The sequence below is a fragment of the Chromobacterium aquaticum genome, assembly GCF_021129195.1.
In the GTDB taxonomy this organism is placed as follows: domain Bacteria; phylum Pseudomonadota; class Gammaproteobacteria; order Burkholderiales; family Chromobacteriaceae; genus Chromobacterium; species Chromobacterium aquaticum.
Map to the genome: position 1 here is coordinate 1 of NZ_JAJOHW010000083.1, position 19,464 is coordinate 19,464.

A 19,464-nucleotide genomic window follows, 5' to 3' on the forward strand; every position below is an offset into this window, starting at 1 on the left:
GTGCGGGGGCGACCGGAGCGGCGGCTTCCGCCGGCGCGTCGCCGGGCAAGGCTTCGCCGGCCAGCGCGGCGTCCAGCGCCGCCAGCACGCGCGGATCGGCGTCGCTGGGCATCAGGCCCTGGCCCATGGTGCCGAACATGTCGCGCACGATGCCGGTAGCGTCCAGAATCACGTCCATGATGCCGGCGGTGATGTGCAACTCGCCGTTACGCAGCTTGTCGAACAGGTTTTCGGTGCGGTGGCACAAATTGACCATCGGGCCGACGTTGAGAAAGCCCGCGCCGCCCTTGATGGTGTGGAAGCCCCGGAAAATATCGTTCAGCAGCGCTTTGTCTTCCGGACGCTTTTCCAGTTCCACCAGTTTATTGTCTACATCGGAGAGAAGGTCCGTAGACTCCATCAGGAAGTCTTGCAGCAGCTCTTCCATGCCGGCAAATTCGCTCATTTTCCACCCCCGCCACGCCTTGCTCGCGTGCCTAGTTCTGCGTGTTGTTCGTTAGAAGCCCAGGCTTTCCAGCAGGTCGTCGACCTGTTGCTGGCTGTTGACCACGTCGGTGCGGCCTTCCGGATTGATGACCGGGCCGTTCAACAGATTGCTGCCCATGCCCAGTTCTTCTTTTTTCGCCTCGGGCGAAAACTCGATCAGGAAGTTGACCAGCTCGCTTTCCAACAGCTTGACCATGCCCATCATCTTCTTGATGACCTGGCCGGTCAGATCCTGGAAGTCCTGGGCCATGACGATTTCCAGCAACTGGGTGCTGGTCGCCTGGGTCTGGGCCGGCACTTCATTTAAGTAGCCGCGCGTGTCGGCCGCAAGTTGTTGGAACTCTTCCACTGTCAGCAGGTTGGCGTACAGCCGTTCCCAGCGTGAGGACAGCTCCAGCGCCTTGCTTTCCAACTGGTCCTGATAGGGCTTGGCCAGATCGGTGGCGTTGAGCACGCGTTCGGCCGAATTTTCCGTCAGGGTGGCGATATAGGTCAGCCTGTCCTTGGCGTCCGGAATCGCATCGGCCATTTTTTCCAGGGATTTGTCGTAGCCTAAATCGCGTAGCGCATCATGCATTTTGCGGGTTAACTGACCAATTTGTTCGTACATCGAGGTAGGACCGCCGGCAGCGCCGGTTGCTTGAGCGGCGGCGATGGCTTCGGGCGCAGCGGCGGGCGGAGGCTCGGCCTCGCTTTGCTGTGTCGCGATGCTGTCGAACAGCGCTTCAAGCTCCGGGTTGTCCCCGCTTTCCAGGATGTGATTGGACACGATAAATCCTCCTCAATACTGACGCAGACCGTTTTTTTTCGGCACTCAGGCTGGTTTATTCAGGTTTTGGAAGATCTTGTTCATTTTTTCTTCCATGGTGGCGGCAGTGAAAGGCTTCACGATATAACCGCTGGCTCCGGCCATGGCCGCTTCGATGATGTTTTCGCGCTTGGCTTCCGCGGTGATCATCATGAAGGGCAGGTGCTTGAGCTGGGCGTCGGCGCGAACCGCTTTGAGCAGCTCGATGCCGGTCATATTGGGCATGTTCCAGTCCGAGACGATGAAGTCGAAGTGCTGGGTCTTCAGCTTGTGCAACGCCACCATGCCGTCCTCGGCTTCGTCGACGTTGGTGAACCCCAGTTCCTTCAAAAGATTGCGCACGATTCTCCGCATGGTGGAGAAGTCGTCTACGACTAGGAAGCGAATATTCTTGTCTGCCATTGAGGTGTGTCCTGATTTATCTGAATTCCATCGAGCCGCATATTGTAGCGACTACCTCTGCAGGAATGGAATCAAAGTTTCGGCCAACACGCCTGGGTCGAACTTGGCGACATAGGCATCCACCCCGACGCTGGAACCCATCGCCCGGTTGGCGTTGGACGACAGCGACGAGTGCATCACGACCGGAATGCCGCGGAAGCGCTGATCGGATTTGATCAGCTTGGTCAGCACGTAGCCGTCCATTTCCGGCATTTCGGCGTCCACCAGAATGATCTTCAGGTGGTCGTGCAGGCATTCGTCCTCGCCGAAATTGCGGCTGGCCAAGGTTTGCAGCCTGTCCCAGGCTTCGCGGCCGTTGGTGGCTTGCTGGAATTTGATGCCCATCTTCTCCAGCACGCCGGTGATTTCCTTGCGGGCGACGACCGAGTCGTCGACGAAGAAGAGGTATTGGTCATTTTCCAGCTGGGCGGTGGGCACGTCGGGCAGGCGCGGTTCACCGACCACGCTGGCCAGGATCTGCTCCACGTCCAGGATGGATACCAGCTTGCCGTTTTCCAGTTCCGTGATCGCGGTGATCAGGTTCTGATTGGTGCCGGCGGAGGCCATCATCATGTTCTCCGGCGCGCGCACCTTGTCCCAGTCCACGCGGATGATGCGGTCAACCGAGTCAACCAGGAAGGCCTGGGTGCTCTTGTTGAATTCGGTGACGATCATGGTGTCGTAACTGCGGTTCTGATCGGCGCCGATGAATTTGCCCAGCGAGATGACCGGGATGATATTGCCGCGCAGCGACAGCACGCCTTCCACGCCAAACGGCATGTTCGGTGTTTTGGTGATGGCGGGGGTTTGCGATACCTCGCGCACCTTGAACACGTTGATGCCGAAGGTTTCCCGCGTGCCGAGCGAAAACAGCAGAATCTCCATTTTGTTGGAACCTGCCAGCTTGGTCCTGGCGTCAACGGTTGCAAGCAAGGAGGCGTCTGTGGCTGCCATATCTGTCCCTCTCCCTTAATGCTTTTGCTTACTTACGATCTTAGTCTTTGGGTTCCAGATTCAGCATCTGGCGCAGCTTCATGGACAGTTTCTGCGGCTCGAACTTGGCGACGTAGGAGTCCACGCCGACCGATTCGCCCAGTTTCTGATTCGAAGAACCGGAAAGGGATGAGTGCATCAATACCGGAATGCCGTTGAAGCGCGGATCGCTCTTGATCATCTTGGTCAGCATGTAGCCGTCCATTTCCGGCATTTCCACGTCGGTGAGCACCAGGTGCAGCGAGTCCGACAGTTTCTTGCCGGCCAGGTCGGCCTGGTTGGCCATCTTTTGCAATTCCTCCCAACCGCGCATGCCGTTGATGGCGGAGGTGTACTGGATGTTCATCGCCTCCAGCGTGCGCTCGATCTGCTTGCGCGCCACCGCGGAGTCGTCGGCGAAGAAAATCCGGCGCGGCTCCTTCACCGGCTCGATGCCGAGGAAGGTGTGGCCGTCGTCGATGATGGTGGTTTCCGCCAGCACCTTTTCCACGTCCATCATCATCACCAGCGTGCCGTTGTCCAGCTCGGTCACCGCGGTGACCAGGCCGGCCATGCGGTTGGTGATCATTTCAGGAGGCACGCGCATTGCCGACCAGTCCAGCCGCAGAATGGTGTCCACCGCCTCCACCAGGAAACCCTGGGTGTGGGCGTTGTATTCGGTGACGATCATGATTTCCGGCTTGTTGCTGGTGACCACGCCCGTGTATTTGGCCAGGTCGATCACCGGCACCAGCGCGCCGCGCAGGCTGACCATGCCTTCCACCGAGGACGGCATTTCAGGTGCGGAAGTGATTTCCGGGGTGCGCATGACCTCGCGCACCTTGAACACGTTGATGCCGAAGATTTCCTTGCGCCCTGTGCGCTGATCCTGGCCCAACGAGAACAGCAGGATTTCCAGCTTGTTGGTGCCGGCCAGCTTCGTCCTGGCGTCGATTTTTTTGAGAAGCTCTGACACAGAAACCTCCGCTGCATTCTTTTGAAGTGGCGTACTACTACCCTTTATACGCCAGATATCGGTTTTGCCCGGTTTTTTTTGCTGAGCTGCATGCCAGATAACAAGTTGGCTCAGCGATACCCATTCATTATCATACTGTTTAAGTGGTTTTTACAAATAACTCGCAAGCGATTCGGCATATGGTTTCAAGCCTGAAAGATCAGCAGCAATTGGAGGCCGCATTCGAGCAATTCAATGCCGTCTCAAGCCAACTCATTGATGCATATAGACAACTTGAGAGCCAGGTGGCCGTTCTCAACGCGCAGCTGGACGAAGCCAACAATCAGCTGCGCAAACAGCGCGACGAGAACGCGATGCTGGCCGAGCGCCTGGGTTTATTGCTGGAGACACTGCCGGCTGGCGTGGTGCAAGTATCGGCCGAAGGCGTGGTCAACGCGATCAATCCCGCGGCCAGTCGAATGCTAAACGGTTGTTCCGTAGGCGCTTTATGGCAGGATGCGTTGTCGGGGCTGGAGCGTTCCGAACTGGATGGCACCTATTGCCATTTGCATGGCGAGCCGGGTTTGGTGTTGACGATGCAATGTCAGGAGTTGCCCTCTTTTGGCGGGCAGATTGTGCTTATTCACGATGTATCGCGTTTGCATCAATTGACCGGGGAATTGGCCCGCCAACAGAAGCTGGCGTCCATGGGCAGCATGGCGGCGGCGCTCGCCCACCAACTGCGCACGCCGCTGGCCACCGCGATGTTGTACACGGCCAATCTGAAGCAGGATATCCCCCGGGCGGAGGACCGTGCTCGCTTTGTCGACAAGAGCCTGGCCAGGATGCGGGCGCTGGAGAGCTTGATCCAGAACATGCTGGGTTATGTCCGTGGCCAAGTGACGACGCTGGAGCCCCTGGACCTGGACGGATTGCTGGATGATCTGCGCGCTGTCATGCAACCACAATGTCATGAAAAAGGTGTGCTTTTTGATTGCAATGTGGCAGTGTCATCTGCCATAAAGGTTTTGGTGGACCGTAAAGCGCTGCAAGGCGCGCTGGTGAATTTGCTGGAAAACGCTTGGCATTTTTCCGCGGCCGGCGATGTGTTGCGCTTGTCGGTGGAAAGCCAGGACGCGGCCTTGCTGTTTCGGGTGGAGGATGCCGGGCCGGGGCTGGACCCGGAACAGCTGGACAAGATGTTCGAGCCCTTTTTCACCACGCGGCCGGGCGGCACCGGTCTGGGGCTGGCCATTGTCAAGAAAGTGGTGGATGAACTGGGCGGCCAAGTCCGCTGTTTCAATAGGGGGGAAGGCGGGGCGTGTTTTGAGCTCAGTCTTCCGATGATGCAATCGTGATGGATGTGCCGTTTACACAAGAAAGCCGAGGACGCCGCATGAGACCCATTGTCAAAGTTGAGGGCAGAGTTGGAAAAATGATGCTGATCGGGCAGTTCGATTTCAATCTGCACCGGGAATTCCGCCAGGCCAGCCAAGAGTTGCTGGACAACCCGGAGGTGCAGGAAATCGAGATCGACTTTGATCAAGTGCCGTTCCTGGACAGCTCCGCCCTGGGCATGCTGCTGCTGCTGAAAGAGCGCGCGGCGGGACAGAAGAAGACCATGGTCCTGATCAACTGTCGCGAGGCGGTGATGCAGGTATTCGAAATCGCTTGCTTCAACAAGATGTTCACCATCAAGTAATCACTTTTGCATTGGAGCGTCTGTGCGCATCCGGGCCTGGTTGTCCGCTGATGCCGAGGCACGGGTTCGCAGCGACCCCTGGTTGTCGGCGCTGGACTGGCGGTTTTGCGGTGGCGCCGACTTCGCGGTGGGCGGCAGGCAGGATCTTTGGCTGACGGATTTGAGCGACGCTCCGCTCGCGCTATGCGAGCAATGGGAGAGCGGCAAGCCTCTGTGGGTTTTTCTGTCGGGGCGCGCCGCGCCCTGGCTGTCCTCTCCCAATATTCATTTCCTGCGTGGCGGTTTCGACATGGAGCTGCTGCGCCAGCGGCTGCTGGCCTGGTGTTGGCAGCAGCAGTCCTTGTGCCCCTGCCTGTTCGGGAAGGCGGCGTTCGACATCATCAACGGCGCGATGTCCTTGTATCGTTCGGCGGACTCGCCGCCGCATCTGTTTCCGCTGGAAGTGTCGGTCAAGCCGGTGGACGTCAGCGGCGGCGACGTGGTGTTGCGCGCGGATTTGCCGGACCGGACTTTGCTGATTCTGGCCGATGCCTCCGGCCATGGCCAGGGCTCGGTTTTGGACGCGGCGCTGCTGGTGCTGGGCGCGTCGCGCTGCCTGCTGTCTCAAGCCTTGTCGCCGGAGACGCTGGCGGAGCTGAATGCCTATATGTTCCGCCATGTGGCCGATGGGCGCTATGTCGGAGCCGCGCTGCTGGAAATCGACTGGCCGGGCCGGCAGGTGCGTCTGCTCAATGCCGGCATGCCCGATATTCTGCTGTTTCTGTCTTCACGCCTGGAGCGGCGCTTTCCGTCGATGTGCAGCCCCTTGGGCCTGAGCGGTGATATCGAGCCGCGGGTGCCGCTGACGCTGCAGTGGGCGGAGGGACAGCACTTCCTGGCGCACAGCGACGGCATGGAGGAGTCGGACCTGCCCTATCTGCTGTCGCGCTTGCTGAGCTTGTCCGGCATCGCCGCCGCCGGCTCGTTCGGCTATGGCCCCCTGCCTTCGATTCCGCTAGGCTTCGCCAGTCCTTACAATGACGATATGTCGTCGTTGGCCTTCGCGGTGCCGACCGCGCTGGAGCGGTTTTCCGCTGCGCCGGCCCGGCCGTTGCCGGATCGTTAGGGGGAGTGACGGCATACTGAATGGAGCGCGGCAGCGTGTCCCGCTTTTAGTTGATCAACGATGAATATCTGTGCGAGCTTCAGCATTTTGGGCGCGACGCCCATTGCGCAGTGGCCGAAAGGCGACGGCGGCTGAGCATGTGCAAGGTGTTGGGGGCGCTTCCGTCCGGCGCGCATGGCGCTCGGGCGGCGAACGGCTTCCTGGAACGGGGATGTTATGCATAAAAAAATATTGACGGTTGACGATTCCGTTTCGATTCGCCAGATGGTGTCGTTTACCTTGAAGAGCGCCGGCTATGAGGTGGTTGAGGCCGGCGATGGCAATGCCGGCCTGAGCAAGGCCCAGGGCGGGCAGTTCAATCTGGTCCTGACCGATCAGAACATGCCGGGCATGGATGGGCTGACCTTGATCCGCTCTTTGCGCAAGCTGCCGTCCTATGCCACGACGCCGATACTGATGCTGACCACGGAGTCCAGTGATCAGATGAAGGCATTGGGGCGCGCGGCGGGCGCCACCGGTTGGCTGGTCAAGCCATTTGATCCGCAGAAGCTGCTGGACGTGGTCAAGCGCGTGATCGGCTGAATCGGCTGATCTTGGGCACGGCGAGGAGCAAGCTTGTGGCAATCGACATGTCGCAGTTTCATCAAGTGTTTTTTGATGAGGCGGATGAACATCTGGCCAGCATGGAAAGCCTGTTGCTAGGCATGGATCCGTCCTGTCCGCAGCAGGAGGATTTGCACGCGGTGTTTCGCGCCGCGCATTCAATCAAGGGCGGCGCCGCCACTTTTGGTTTTGCCGACATGGCGGACCTGACTCATGTGCTCGAAGGCCTGCTGGACGAGGTCAGGCGCGGCACCCGCGATTTGAGCGCGGACATGGTGGACGTGATTCTGCGCGCCAAGGACGCGTTGCTCGGCATGCTGGCCGCGCACAAGGGCAAGGGCGTCTCCGACGCGGCGCTGGCCGCCACGATCAAGGCGCGGCTGGAGACGCTGGCCGCCGAGCCGACGGCGGCCAGGGCGGAAAGAAAGCCGCCGGAGGAGACGCGCCATTGGACGCTGTACCTGGAGCTGGACCCATTGGCCGATGTCGATATCGACGCGGTGTTGGAGTCGCTGGCCGAGCATGGCGATTTAAGCGTGGTGCAGCGTGGCGAAACGGTGGAAAACCTGCCTTGGGTGGCGGTATTCACCTCGCCGCTGGATGCGGCGGAGGTGGCGGAGTCGCTGGCCTTCGCGGTGCCGCAGGACAGTTTCCGCATCAATGTGGACCACGGCGTGGAGGAGGAGGGCAGTTTCGGCCTGTTTCTCGAGGCCAGTCCGGAACCCGACAACGGGGTCTGGCTGGAGGGGGACGGCTTCGGGCTCTTCGAGCCGCCGCCTGGAGATGGGGGAAGCAGCGATCCGGCGACGGGTATCGACGCGGCCAAGCCGGCGGCGCGAGCCGGGCTGGGCGGCGAGAGCTCGATTCGAGTCAATATCGACAAGGTGGATCTGCTGCTCAACTTGGTGGGCGAGTTGGTGATCACTCAGTCCATGTTGGAGCAGTCCGGCACCAGGCTGGACCCAGTGGCTCACGAGCGCCTGCTCAGCGGCATCGGCGCTCTGCAGCGTAATGCGCGTGAGTTGCAGGAGGCGGTGATGTCGATCCGGATGACGCCTATCGCCTTTGTATTCAACCGGTTTCCGCGCGTGGTGCGCGATCTGGCCGGCCGGCTGGGCAAGCGGGTTGAGTTGCAGATGAGCGGAGAGAACACTGAGCTGGACAAGGGTTTCATCGAAAAGCTGTCAGACCCGTTGACCCATTTGGTGCGCAATAGTCTGGACCATGGCATAGAGGCGCCGGAGGCGCGGCAGGCCAGGGGCAAGGATCCGGTGGGGCGTTTGACGCTGCGCGCCTTCCATCAGGGCAGCAATATCGTCATCGAAGTCAGCGATGATGGCGCCGGCCTGAGCCGGGAACGGATTCTGTCCACGGCGCGGCAGCGCGGGCTGGCGGCGCCGGACTCGCTTAGCGACGCCGAAGTATGGGCGCTGATATTCGAAGCCGGCTTTTCCACCGCCGACGAGGTGACCGATGTGTCCGGCCGCGGCGTGGGCATGGACGTGGTCAAGCGCAATATTCAGAGCATGGGCGGCCGTGTCGAGGTCGATTCCATGGCCGATGTGGGCACCACCATAGGCATTCATCTGCCGCTGACGCTGGCGATCATGGACGGCATGTCGGTGCGCATCGGCGCGGAAACTTATGTGATGCCGCTGGGCGCGGTGCTGGAATCCTTGCAGCCCGCGCCGCACGATATCAAGAGCGTGGCCGCGCGCGGCCAGGTGGTGTGCATTCGTGGCGAATATCTGCCCATTGTGTCGCTGGGCCGGTTCTTCGCCATCCCGGAAGCGCGAGAAATGCCGAGCGAGGCGATCCTGGTGATCGTGGAGGCCGGCCATGGCCGCTTGGCGCTGTTGGTGGACGATTTGATCGGCCAACAGCAATTCGTGGTGAAAAACCTGGAAACCAATTACCGCAAGGTGGATGGCATTTCCGGCGCCACCATTCTTGGCGATGGCCAAGTGGCGCTGATCCTGGACATCGCCGCGATCGCGCGGCACAACCAGCGGGCGGCACAGGCGCTGGATGCATGAGAATAGATAAGGGAAGAGGACAGATGGGGGCGGAACGGGAAGACCCGGGGCTGGCGCAGCGGCGCTCGGGCAATGAGTTGCTGGTGTTCACGCTGGGCGCGGAAGAGTACGGCATCGATATTCTGAAGGTGCAGGAAATCCGTGGCTACGATGCGGTGACCCGCATCGCCAACGCGCCGGAATTCATCAAGGGCGTGGTCAATCTGCGCGGCCACATCGTGCCGATTGTGGACCTGAGGCTGAAGTTCGGCCTGGGCGAGCCGGTGTACAACGAATTCACCGTGGTCATCGTGCTGAATGTGTTCGGCCGTGTCATCGGCGCGGTGGTGGACGGGGTGTCCGACGTGATCCAGTTGGAGCGGGAGGCGTTGCGCGCCGCGCCGGAGTTTGGCGCGGCGGTGGACACCGCCTATATCGAAGGACTGGGAACCTTGGACGACCGCATGATCATCGTGGTCGATATCGAGCGCCTGATGGGCAGCGAGGAAATGGCGCTGACCGATGCCGCGGACCGGGCGAGCCCCGGCGTCGCAGACGTGTTTGAGGGGTAGAAGAATGAACAATATGAAAGTGATGCATAGGCTGGCGTTGGGGTTCGGCCTGCTGATCCTGTTGCTGGCGGTGGCGATGACGCTGGCGGTCCGGCAATTGCAGGGGGTGGCCGGGGACTTGGTCGGCATTTCCAGCGTGCATATCCCGCAAGTCAGCGTCGCGCACAAGCTCGCCGCCAACGTCAACCTGACGTCGCGCGATGTGCGCAATCTGCTGCTGAGCAAGGATCCGCAGCTGATCAAGGAGTTCAACCAGGAGATCGACAATAACCTGGCCAAGCTCACGCAGCGGATGGCGCAACTGGAGCCCAATGTCAGCAGCGCCGGGCGCCCGCTGTTCGAAGGCATGCGCGCCGACGAAGCCAACTTCCGCTCCGAACTGGCGGTGTTTCGGCGCATGCAGGCGCAGGGGCGCGAAGTGCAGGCGCGCGATTATCTGTTCGTCACGCTGCGCGACACCCAGCTCAAATACATGGATTCGATAGATCGCTACATCGCATTTGAAGAGGGCCTGATGCGCAAGGCCGGCCAGGACGCCAGCGACAATTCGCAGCAGGCCTACAGGCTGATGTTCGTGTTCACCCTGCTGGCTCTGGCGATAGGCGTAGGCTTCGGCGTCTTCATCATCCGTTCGCTGATGCGCCAACTGGGCGGCGAGCCGGCAGAGCTGGTCAAGGTGATGCGCGAGCTGACCGAAGGCCAGGTGCGTTCCGAAATCAAGGTCAAGCCGGGCGACAAGCACAGCCTGTTCGCGTCGATGAGCCTGCTGGCGGAGAAGGCGATAGAGAACATCCGGGTACGCAATGCGCTGGACAACGCTTCCACCAATGTGATGATCGCCGACAACGAACGCAACATCATCTACACCAATCACAGCGTCATGGAAATGCTGCGTCGCGCCGAGGCCGATATGCGCAAGGCGCTGCCCAATTTCGACGCGCGCACGCTGCTGGGCACCAATATGGATGTGTTCCATAGCAATCCCGCGCATCAGCGCGACCTGCTGGCCAATCTGCGCTCGACCTATCGCGCGCAGATCAGCATAGGCACGCGTATTTTCGGGCTGGTCGCCAATCCGGTGTTCGGCACCGATGGTTCGCGGCTGGGCACGGTGGTGGAATGGAAAGACCGTACCGGGGAGATTGAAATCGAGAAGGAAGTGGCCGGCATCATCGCCGCCGCCGCCGCCGGGGATTTCGAGCAGCGCATCAATCTGGAAGGCAAGGATGGTTTCTTCCGGCAGTTGGGCGAGAGCGTGAATCAGTTGCTGACGGTGACCAGCCAGGGGCTGGGCGATATCGCCACCGTGCTGGCGGCGCTGGCCAAGGGCGATCTGACCCATGCGATCAAGGGCGACTATCAGGGCCTGTTCCGCCAATTGCAGAACGACACCAACACCACGGTGGAGCGCCTGAAGGAAATCGTCGCCAATATCAAGGAATCCACCGACGCGATCAACACCGCCGCGCGCGAAATCGCGTCCGGCAACGCCAATCTGTCCAGCCGCACCGAGCAACAGGCGGCCAGCCTGGAGGAAACCGCTTCCAGCATGGAGGAAATCACCAGCACGGTGCGCCAGAACGCCGAAAACGCCAAGAAAGCCAATAGCCTGGCGATAGGCGCGTCCGACATCGCCGCGCGCGGCGGCAAGGTGGTCGGCGACGTGGTGGCCACCATGAACGAGATCAATGACAGCGCGCGCAAGATCGTCGACATCATCAGCGTGATAGACGGCATCGCGTTCCAGACCAATATCCTGGCGCTCAACGCCGCGGTGGAAGCCGCGCGCGCCGGCGAGCAGGGCCGCGGCTTCGCCGTGGTGGCCAGCGAGGTGCGCAATCTGGCGCAGCGCTCCGCCGCCGCCGCCAAGGAGATCAAGGGCCTGATCGGCAACTCGGTGTCCAAGGTCGAATCCGGCTCCAAGCTGGTGGACGAGGCCGGCAGCACCATGGACGAGATCGTGATCTCCATCCGCCGCGTCGCCGACATCATGAGCGATATATCCGCCGCATCGATAGAGCAGAGCTCGGGCATCGAGCAGGTGAACCTGGCGGTGACGCAGATGGACGAGAATACTCAGAAGAACGCCGCGCTGGTGGAGCAGGCCGCGGCGGCGGCGGAGTCGCTGGAAGAGCAGGCGCGCTATCTGGACGACGCGGTACAAGTGTTCAAGCTCAGCGATTCCGCGCTGAGGCCGCGCGCCGTGCCGGCGCGTATCGCACCATTGGCGGAGCCGATTGCGCCGCTGCCTGGCTTCAAGCCCGCGCCGGCCAAGCCGGCCGGCAAGATACAGGTACCGGAGCGCCTGCGGCCGCAGGTGGATCTGAGCGATGGCGAGTGGGAGGAGTTTTGACCCCGGCTAGCCGGGCGGCGGGCCGGGGAATACAGGCTTGATGGGGCTGGAATTGGATATCAAATTCACTCCCGATGACTTCCTCCGCATCCGCGGCATGGTGTATCAGCGGGTGGGCATCGCGCTGAACGACAGCAAGACCCATATGGCCTATGCGCGGCTGGCCAAGCGGGTGCGCTCGCTGGGCCTGAAGAGCTTTGCCGAATATCTGGACCGGCTGGAGCGCGACGAGGTGGCGGACGAGTGGCAGAACTTCGTCAATGCGCTGACCACCAATCTGACGTTTTTTTTTCGCGAGCCGCATCATTTCGGCATGTTGCGCGCGCATGCCGAAGCTTGGGCGCGGCGCGGACGCTCGTACCGGGTGTGGAGCGCGGCCTCCTCCACCGGCGAGGAGCCGTATTCCATCGCGATGACGCTGGCGGAACTGGCCGAGCGCATGCGGCCCTTTCCTTTCGAACTGCTGGCGTCGGATATCGATACCCATGTGCTGCAGCAGGCGATGCGTGGAGTTTATGGCAGCGAACGCACCAGCAAATTGCCGGACGCGCAGTTGCACCGCTTCTTCGACAAGGGGGTGGGCGCCAACGAGGGCAAGGTGAGGGTGAAGAAGCGGCTGCGAGACGCGGTGACGTTTTTCCAGATGAATCTGGTGGCGCCGTCCTGGCCGGAGCTGGGCGAGTTCGACGTCATCTTCTGCCGCAATGTGCTGATCTATTTTGATAAGCCGACGCAGGCGGCCATACTCAATCATATGGCGCGGCACCTGGCCCCGGACGGATTGTTGTTGCTGGGGCATTCGGAGAACATCCTGCACCTGAGCGACGCGTTCCTGCCCTGCGGCAAAACCAGCTACCGGCTGGCCTAGCCGGCGCGTGCGGCCTATTTATCGATCCGGGAGCGTGGATGGCGCTTGAAAAGAAAATTCGGGTAGTGGTGGTGGATGACTTCGCCCTGATCCGCAATCTGCTGACCTCCATCATCAACGAGGCGCCGGATCTGGAAGTGGTGGCCACCGCGTCCGACCCGCTGATCGCCCGTGAGCGCATCCGCGCGCTGGACCCGGATGTGATCACGCTGGACGTGGAAATGCCGAGGATGGACGGGCTGGAGTTCCTGCGCCGGCTGATGCGGCTGCGGCCCACGCCGGTGTTGATGATTTCCTCCTTGACGCAGCAGGGCTCGGAAGCGACCTTGACCGCGCTGGAACTGGGCGCCATCGACTTCCTGTCCAAGCCGGCGCACGATATCGCGCGCCGGATGGGCGATTACGCCGATGAAATCCGCGACAAGATCCGGGCTGCGGCGGCGGCCAGGGTGCGCGCGCCGCATCGCTTTCACCGTCCCGCCGATCCGCCGCCGCCTCCGGTGCCGCCTCTAGGTGCCGGCGCGCAGCAGGCGATGCTGTTTATCGGTGCCTCCACCGGCGGCACCGAGGCGATCCGCGCCTTGCTCAGCGGGCTGCCCGCCGATTGCCCGCCCATCCTGGTGGTGCAGCATATGCCGGAGTATTTCACCGCCGGCTTCGCCGCGCGCTTGAACAGCTATTGCCCGATGCGGGTGAAGGAGGCCGAGGATGGGGAGCCGATCAAGCCCGGTGTCGCCTATATCGCGCCCGGCAACTGGCATATGCGGGTACAGGGCGTGCTAGGCAACTTCCATATCGCATTGACGCAGGACGAAAAGGTGAACCGGCATCGTCCGTCGGTGGATCCGCTATTCGATTCCGCGGCCGCCTGTCTGGGCAAGCGCGCCATCGGCGTGATTCTGACCGGCATGGGGCGGGACGGCGCGGACGGCATGCGCAAGATGCGCGACGCCGGCGCGGTCACCTTTGGTCAGAACGAGGCCAGCTGCGTGGTGTACGGCATGCCGCGCGAGGCGATGAAGGCCGGCGGCGTGCAACAGGAGTGGCCGCTGGACGCGCTGCCCTCCAAAATCATGGCCTGCCTGTATGGCAAGGCGGAAAAGGCGATGTCATGAACAAGGGCGCGGTGCATTTCGGCAGCCATTCCTATTTCGACAAACATTTTCAAAGCCAGGCGGTGAAGGTGTTCCCCGGCGGTTTCTACGTGACCGGCCAGCAGCAATTGCTGGTCACCTTGCTGGGCTCCTGCGTGGCGGTGTGCATGCTGGACCGGGTGGCCAACGTGGCCGGGATGAACCATTTCCTGTTGCCGGACGGCAGCATCGATGTCGGCGAGGGCGCGTCCGCCGCGCGTTTCGGCGTGCACGCGATGGAGCTGATGATCACCGAAATGCAGAAACTGGGCGCGATGCGCCACCGGATGGAGGCCAAGGTCTTCGGCGGCGGCAATGTGCTGGACGGCATGTCGGTGATGAATGTGGGCGAGCGCAACCGCCGTTTCATTCACGGCTACCTGGACGCGGAAAACATTCCCATCCTGGCCGAGGACTTGCTGGGCGACTGCGCGCGTAAAGTGTACTTCTTCACCGACAGCGGCAAGGTGCTGGTCAAGAAGCTCAAGCGCAGCCGCAGCCTGATCAGCGAGGAAAACCGCTACCGGCAGCAGGTGATGCAGCCGGAGGTGGCGGGCAAGTCAGGGGATATCGAGCTGTTCATCTGAATCGCTGCTCCGAACCGTTCACGCTCTCGCGAGCAAGGGCGAGACAAGGCGTTGCGGCCGATGAGCATTTCGAAGCGCAACTCACCGTGTCATGTCTCTGGACGCGCAGCAGATCCGCGAACAGATTCTCAGCGCTTCAGGTGTTGCAGCTTGCCCTCAAGCTCGGCCCAGTCCTCATGCTCCGGCAGCGGGTCCTTCTTCTCGGTGATGGTGGGCCAGATCCGGGATAGTTCGGCGTTCAGCGCGATGAAACCTTCCTGGCCCGGCGGCACGTCGTCCTCGGCGTAAATCGCGTTCACCGGGCATTCCGCCACGCATAGCGTGCAATCTATGCATTCTTCCGGGTCTATCGCCAGGAAATTGGGGCCTTCGTGAAAGCAGTCCACCGGGCAGACATCGACGCAGTCAGTGTATTTGCATTTGATGCAGGCATCGGTTACAACGTAGGCCATGTCCGGCTCCTTGTCGTCGAAACGGGCCGCCGCAAGCTCTGGCGGCCGGGTGATGATTGGTGAGCGTATCAGTCAACATTATTAGCCAGAAATTCCCTGCGCAAGCCCTGTCCGCCGCAAATTCACATCGCCGTCATGACCTTTGCCACTTATCGCGGGCGTTTCGCCCCCAGTCCCACCGGCCTGTTGCATGCCGGTTCCCTGTGTACCGCCGTAGGCAGCTATCTGGAGGCGCGCGCGCGCGGCGGCGAATGGCTGCTGCGGATGGAGGACCTGGACCCGCCGCGGGAAATGGCCGGCGCCGCGGATCATATCCTGCGGACTCTGGACGCTTTCGGCTTCGAATGGGATGGCGAGGTGGCGTACCAGAGCCGTCGCCACGCGCTGTACCGGCATGCGCTGGAGCGACTGATCGCCTCCGGCCACGCTTATCCGTGCAATTGCACGCGCAAGGACATCGCCGCGCTGGCGCGACGTGGCCTGGACGGCTACGTCTATCCCGGTTTGTGTCGGCAGCGTTCCCCGGAGCAAGGGGGGCGCGCCTGGCGCTTGCGCTTGGCCGACGGGGAGACCTCGCTGCAAGACCGTCTGCAGGGCGTATACAGCCAGAACCTGGCGCGTGACATCGGCGATTTCGTGTTGCTGCGCGCCGATGGCTTGTGGGCGTATCAGCTGGCGGTGGTGGTGGACGACGCCGAGCAAGGTGTTTCCGACGTGGTGCGCGGCGCCGACCTGCTGGTGTCCACGCCGCGCCAGATCGCGGTGCAACAAGCGCTGGGCGTGCCCACCCCCGCTTATTGCCATCTGCCGGTGCTGGTCAATGCCGCCGGGGAAAAACTGTCCAAGCAGACGCTGGCGCCGGCGATTTCCGCCGCCGCCGCCGCCGCGGAACTGCGACAGGCGCTGAGCCGCCTGGGCCATACGCCGCCGCCGGACTGCGGCAGCCTGGCCGAGTTGTGGGCATGGGCGCGCGCCAGTTGGTCGCTGGACCGCGTGCCGGCGGGGCCGATCACCATCGATGCCTGATACCGCGGGCTTGAGTTTTTCTCCTATATTGGCATTTGCGTGAGTCCTGCCGCCTCAGGCTTGGCGGAGGCAGTCCATCCGCGCCGTGCCGCGAAAAAAAAACACAAATGCGACCTGTTTTTATGTTGAATTTGTGTTCTAATGCCGCCTTTTTTCGCGCATGCGCGCTGGTGCCAACCGCCGTTTCTGTTGACCCCGGTCAAGCGCTCCGTAGAAAGCATGCCCGGCTCGCCGCGCCGCGCCACTATCATGGGCGCTTTTTCTACGGACTTAATCCGTACTGGAACAGAGCCGGTCAGGCCTATTTCAGTCAGCGCGCGCATGCCATGCATCATGACAGCGCGGAGCGGCCGCGATGAGCGGCGTCCGCAATCGGCAGGCCCGATGGAGACCAAGCCTTGAGCAATGACAATGTAGACAGCAACACCAAGAAGCGGGCGTTGGGCGTGTGGATGTGCACCGCCCTGGTCGTGGGCAATATGATAGGTTCCGGCGTGTTTTTATTGCCTGCCTCCTTGGCGCCGTTCGGCGGCGTGTCGATGATAGGCTGGTTGCTCACCGCCGCCGGCGCGATCTGCCTGGCCTTGGTGTTCGCGCGGCTGGCGGCCATCCTGCCCAAGGAGGGCGGACCTTACGCTTATATACACGAAGCCTTCGGCGGCTTCGCCGGCTTCTGGATCGCCTGGGGCTACTGGATAGCGCTATGGGCCGGCAATGCCGCGCTGGCGGTGGCCGCTACCAGCTATATGCAGGTGTTCATCCCGGCCTTGGGGCATGACAATCTGCTGGCCGGCGCCTTCGCCATCAGCCTGATCTGGATCGTCACCTGGATCAACAGCCGCGGCGCGCGCAGTTCCGGCCTGGTGGCGGTGGTGACCACGCTGTTGAAGCTATTGCCTTTGGCGGCGGTGACCTTTATCGGCTTTTTCCATCTGCAAGCCGATAACATCGTGTTCAATCCGCACGGCAAGCCTTTGCTCAGCTCGGTGTCCGCCACCATGGCGCTGACCTTGTGGGCCTTCCTGGGGCTGGAGTCGGCGTCGGTGCCGGCCGGTGACGTGATCGAGCCGGAGAAGAACATCCCGCGCGCGACGGTGCTGGGCACCCTGATCGCCACCGTGTTGTACATCCTGTCCACGGTATCGCTGATGGGCCTGATGCCGCCGGCGCTGCTGGCCGCCTCGCAAGCGCCGTTCGCCGACGCCGCGCGGTTGATGTGGGGCGATTGGGGTTATTACCTGGTCGGCTTCGGCGCCATCGTGTCCTGCTTCGGCGCGCTCAATGGCTGGAGCCTGATGCAGGCCCATGTGCCGGCCGCCGCCGCGCACGACGGACTGTTCCCGCGCCGTTTCGCGAAGATGAATCGCGAGGGCGTGCCCATCTTCGGCCTGCTGCTGTCCAGCGGGCTGGTGACGGTGCTGATGGCGATGAAATACGCCGGCGGCGACGGTGGCGTCAAGATTTTCGAATTCATCATCCTGCTGGCCACCGCCACCACCTTGCTGCCTTACGCCTTCTGTTCGATGGCCTTGCTCGCCATCATGCTGATGCGACCGCAGCAATTCCAGCGCAAGGACTTCCTGGCGCCGCTGTGCTTCGCCGGCGTCGGTTTCGCCTATTCGGTGTGGGCCTTGTACGGCTCCGGCGCCGACATCGTGATGTGGGGCATGATTCTGCTGCTGCTGGGCCTGCCGGTCTATGTCTGGCAGGTGAAGGAGCGCTACGCCGATCCGTCTTGAGCGCATGGGGCGTTGATTTGAACCACGCGGCCTGGCGCCGCGTTTTTCATGTCCGTCGGTTTTTCGTCATGAGGCCGGATGCTTGCCTATGCCGACCGCAAATGGCTTACTAAGACGCTTTGCTCCTGGAGGAATTCACGCCATGAAGATTAGCGCCGCCGCCGATCTGCTCACCGCCATCGACTTCAGCTACGCCGCGCCGGATGCCGCGACACTGGCGCGGATGCGTGAGCAAAGCGCGCCTTGCGCGCTGTTGCGCGCAGATGGGCTGCTGCCGGAAAACAGTTATCACCGCGCCGGCCGCAAGGGTTGCGCCGAGCCGATGCTGGCGCGGGAGTTCGTCGCGAGCCGCTTGCGCGAGGCCGCGGCGCGCTTGGCGCCGGGCTACGGACTGCAGCTGTTCGATGCTTATCGCAGCCGCGAAACCCAGGCCGATCTGTTCCAGATGGTGCTGGCCGATGTGGCCGCCGCGCATCCGGACTGGGACGCGGAGGCGGTGGAGCGTCAGGCGCGCATGTTCGCCGCCCACCCCGATGACACCGCCCGCTTCGCGGTGCTGCCGCATAACTCTGGAGGCGCGATTGATCTGGCCATCTGCCGGCTGGACACGGGTGAGATGTGCGATTTCGGCACCGGCTTTGACGCGGCGGAGCCGGCGTCGCGCAGCGATTTCTTTGAGGCGGAGCCGGACCCGACGCATGGTTTCTCGTCTGAGCGCTGGCTGAAGGTGCGCCACAACCGCCGCGTGCTGTTCAATTTGATGAAGCAGGCCGGCTTCAGCAATTACCACGAGGAATGGTGGCACTACGATCTGGGCGACTGCTTGTGGGCGCAGGCGGTGGGCAGGGACTGGATCTATCCATCGATGGAAGCGGAAGCGGCGGCGCTGCTCAAGCACGCTTGATTGACGCGGCCGCCGTGCCCTGGAGAGCGCGGCGGTCCGCATCGGACTTAGGATCTGCTGCGCGTCGGCGATACGGCGTTGAAAACACTCATTACCGTTTGTACGTTCCGCTTTGTCGCTCGTTTTCGCCTTGTCTCGCCTTAACTCGCGAGACTTTGAACCGGCTTCTTAGCCGGCCAAGACTTTCAGCCAGACCAGCGCGGCGCTAGCGCCGGCATCGGGCACGCCCAGCGTCCGCTCGCCCAGATAACTGGCGCGGCCCAGGCGCGGCCGCATCGCGGCGGTGGCGGCGCAGCCATGCTCAGCCGCCTCCAGCGCCGCGCGCCAGGCCGCGGCGGGGGGATGGCCGGCCTCTAGAGCGGTGCTGAACGCATCAGCCGCGGGCGACAAGGCGTCCAGCATGGTGCGGTCGCCCACTTGCGCGCCGCCCAGTTCCGCGATGGCGGCAACGCCGTCCTTGAAGGCCGCGGCCCAGTCGCGTGCTCCGGGCGCCGGCACCGTTTCCAGTCGTCGCGCCGCGCGCAGCAAGGCCGTGGAGTAGAACGGACCGGAACTACCGGCTATCGCCTGGCGCAAGGCCTGGCCCACCGCGCGCAAGGCGATGTCGGGCGCGCTCCAGGCCGCGTCGGGCAAGGCGCGGATCGCCGCGGCACCGCGTTGCATGCTGATGCCCAGGTCGCCATCGCCGCAGGCCGCGTCCAGTTCGGTGAGCAGGGGTTCGGCGGCATCCAGCGCGGCGGCGG

General features: G+C 62.4%; 20 protein-coding genes. 13 read left to right on the forward strand and 7 right to left on the reverse strand.

Going from position 1 to position 19,464, the window contains the following annotated elements:
• The 5 genes from LQT98_RS13065 to LQT98_RS13085 all read right to left on the reverse strand — a co-directional run.
• On the reverse strand, positions 1–445 hold a 445-nt coding region (locus tag LQT98_RS13065), incomplete at its 3' end, for an Hpt domain-containing protein (protein ID WP_231462723.1).
• Between the two features lie 51 nt (positions 446–496).
• Positions 497–1,255, reverse strand: a complete 759-nt coding sequence (gene cheZ / locus LQT98_RS13070; protein ID WP_231462724.1) for a protein phosphatase CheZ — start codon at positions 1,253–1,255, stop codon at positions 497–499.
• A 45-nt stretch (positions 1,256–1,300) separates the two neighbouring features.
• Positions 1,301–1,696 carry a chemotaxis response regulator CheY gene (cheY, locus tag LQT98_RS13075; protein WP_048410525.1) on the reverse strand — a complete coding sequence of 132 codons (396 nt, stop codon included), beginning with the start codon at positions 1,694–1,696 and terminating at the stop codon, positions 1,301–1,303.
• 51 nt (positions 1,697–1,747) lie between these two features.
• Entirely contained in the window at positions 1,748–2,689 is a 942-nt protein-coding gene (locus LQT98_RS13080; RefSeq protein WP_048410526.1) for a chemotaxis protein, read from the reverse strand.
• A 40-nt stretch (positions 2,690–2,729) separates the two neighbouring features.
• Positions 2,730–3,683, reverse strand: a complete 954-nt coding sequence (locus tag LQT98_RS13085; protein ID WP_019103159.1) for a chemotaxis protein — start codon at positions 3,681–3,683, stop codon at positions 2,730–2,732.
• Between the two features lie 179 nt (positions 3,684–3,862).
• Between LQT98_RS13085 and LQT98_RS13090 the strand changes: the two genes are divergently transcribed.
• The 10 genes from LQT98_RS13090 to cheD all read left to right on the forward strand — a co-directional run bounded on the left by LQT98_RS13090 (position 3,863) and on the right by cheD (position 14,600).
• Positions 3,863–5,020, forward strand: a complete 1,158-nt coding sequence (locus LQT98_RS13090; RefSeq protein WP_231462725.1) for a sensor histidine kinase — start codon at positions 3,863–3,865, stop codon at positions 5,018–5,020.
• Positions 5,021–5,058: 38 nt separating this feature from the next.
• The gene (locus LQT98_RS13095) at positions 5,059–5,364 is read left to right on the forward strand and encodes an STAS domain-containing protein (protein ID WP_048410528.1); all 306 of its coding nucleotides are present in this window, start codon (positions 5,059–5,061) and stop codon (positions 5,362–5,364) included.
• A 22-nt stretch (positions 5,365–5,386) separates the two neighbouring features.
• A complete protein-coding gene (locus tag LQT98_RS13100) occupies positions 5,387–6,469 on the forward strand; it encodes a PP2C family protein-serine/threonine phosphatase (protein WP_231462726.1) in 1,083 nt (360 codons plus the stop codon).
• 216 nt (positions 6,470–6,685) lie between these two features.
• A complete protein-coding gene (locus LQT98_RS13105) occupies positions 6,686–7,051 on the forward strand; it encodes a response regulator (RefSeq protein ID WP_231462727.1) in 366 nt (121 codons plus the stop codon).
• A 47-nt stretch (positions 7,052–7,098) separates the two neighbouring features.
• The gene (locus LQT98_RS13110) at positions 7,099–9,108 is read left to right on the forward strand and encodes a chemotaxis protein CheW (RefSeq protein WP_231462728.1); all 2,010 of its coding nucleotides are present in this window, start codon (positions 7,099–7,101) and stop codon (positions 9,106–9,108) included.
• Complete coding sequence (locus LQT98_RS13115; protein WP_231462729.1) at positions 9,105–9,659, forward strand: chemotaxis protein CheW; 555 nt, start codon at positions 9,105–9,107, stop codon at positions 9,657–9,659. The genes LQT98_RS13110 and LQT98_RS13115 overlap by 4 nt, the downstream gene beginning before the upstream one ends.
• A gap of 4 nt (positions 9,660–9,663) precedes the next feature.
• Positions 9,664–12,012 (forward strand): methyl-accepting chemotaxis protein, encoded by a 2,349-nt coding sequence (locus LQT98_RS24125; protein WP_331282547.1) that lies wholly within the window; start codon positions 9,664–9,666, stop codon positions 12,010–12,012.
• 40 nt (positions 12,013–12,052) lie between these two features.
• Positions 12,053–12,880, forward strand: a complete 828-nt coding sequence (locus LQT98_RS13130; RefSeq protein ID WP_231462730.1) for a CheR family methyltransferase — start codon at positions 12,053–12,055, stop codon at positions 12,878–12,880.
• 38 nt (positions 12,881–12,918) lie between these two features.
• Positions 12,919–13,995: a protein-glutamate methylesterase/protein-glutamine glutaminase gene (locus tag LQT98_RS13135; RefSeq protein WP_231462731.1), complete on the forward strand. Its 1,077-nt coding sequence runs from the start codon at positions 12,919–12,921 to the stop codon at positions 13,993–13,995.
• Positions 13,992–14,600 carry a chemoreceptor glutamine deamidase CheD gene (gene cheD, locus LQT98_RS13140; RefSeq protein WP_048410535.1) on the forward strand — a complete coding sequence of 203 codons (609 nt, stop codon included), beginning with the start codon at positions 13,992–13,994 and terminating at the stop codon, positions 14,598–14,600. The genes LQT98_RS13135 and cheD overlap by 4 nt, the downstream gene beginning before the upstream one ends.
• A 128-nt stretch (positions 14,601–14,728) precedes the next feature.
• On the opposite strand, the gene fdxA is transcribed toward cheD, so the two are convergent.
• The gene (gene fdxA / locus LQT98_RS13145; protein WP_231462732.1) at positions 14,729–15,052 is read right to left on the reverse strand and encodes a ferredoxin FdxA; all 324 of its coding nucleotides are present in this window, start codon (positions 15,050–15,052) and stop codon (positions 14,729–14,731) included.
• Positions 15,053–15,187: 135 nt separating this feature from the next.
• Here fdxA and gluQRS point away from each other — a divergent pair, with 135 nt between their 5' ends.
• The 3 genes from gluQRS to LQT98_RS13160 all read left to right on the forward strand — a co-directional run bounded on the left by gluQRS (position 15,188) and on the right by LQT98_RS13160 (position 18,721).
• Positions 15,188–16,078 carry a tRNA glutamyl-Q(34) synthetase GluQRS gene (gene gluQRS / locus LQT98_RS13150; RefSeq protein ID WP_231462734.1) on the forward strand — a complete coding sequence of 297 codons (891 nt, stop codon included), beginning with the start codon at positions 15,188–15,190 and terminating at the stop codon, positions 16,076–16,078.
• 398 nt (positions 16,079–16,476) lie between these two features.
• Positions 16,477–17,817 carry an amino acid permease gene (locus LQT98_RS13155; protein WP_231462735.1) on the forward strand — a complete coding sequence of 447 codons (1,341 nt, stop codon included), beginning with the start codon at positions 16,477–16,479 and terminating at the stop codon, positions 17,815–17,817.
• A gap of 142 nt (positions 17,818–17,959) precedes the next feature.
• Positions 17,960–18,721, forward strand: a complete 762-nt coding sequence (locus LQT98_RS13160) for a M15 family metallopeptidase (protein WP_231462736.1) — start codon at positions 17,960–17,962, stop codon at positions 18,719–18,721.
• A gap of 168 nt (positions 18,722–18,889) precedes the next feature.
• On the opposite strand, the gene LQT98_RS13165 is transcribed toward LQT98_RS13160, so the two are convergent.
• On the reverse strand, positions 18,890–19,464 hold a 575-nt coding region (locus LQT98_RS13165; RefSeq protein ID WP_231462737.1), incomplete at its 5' end, for a DAK2 domain-containing protein.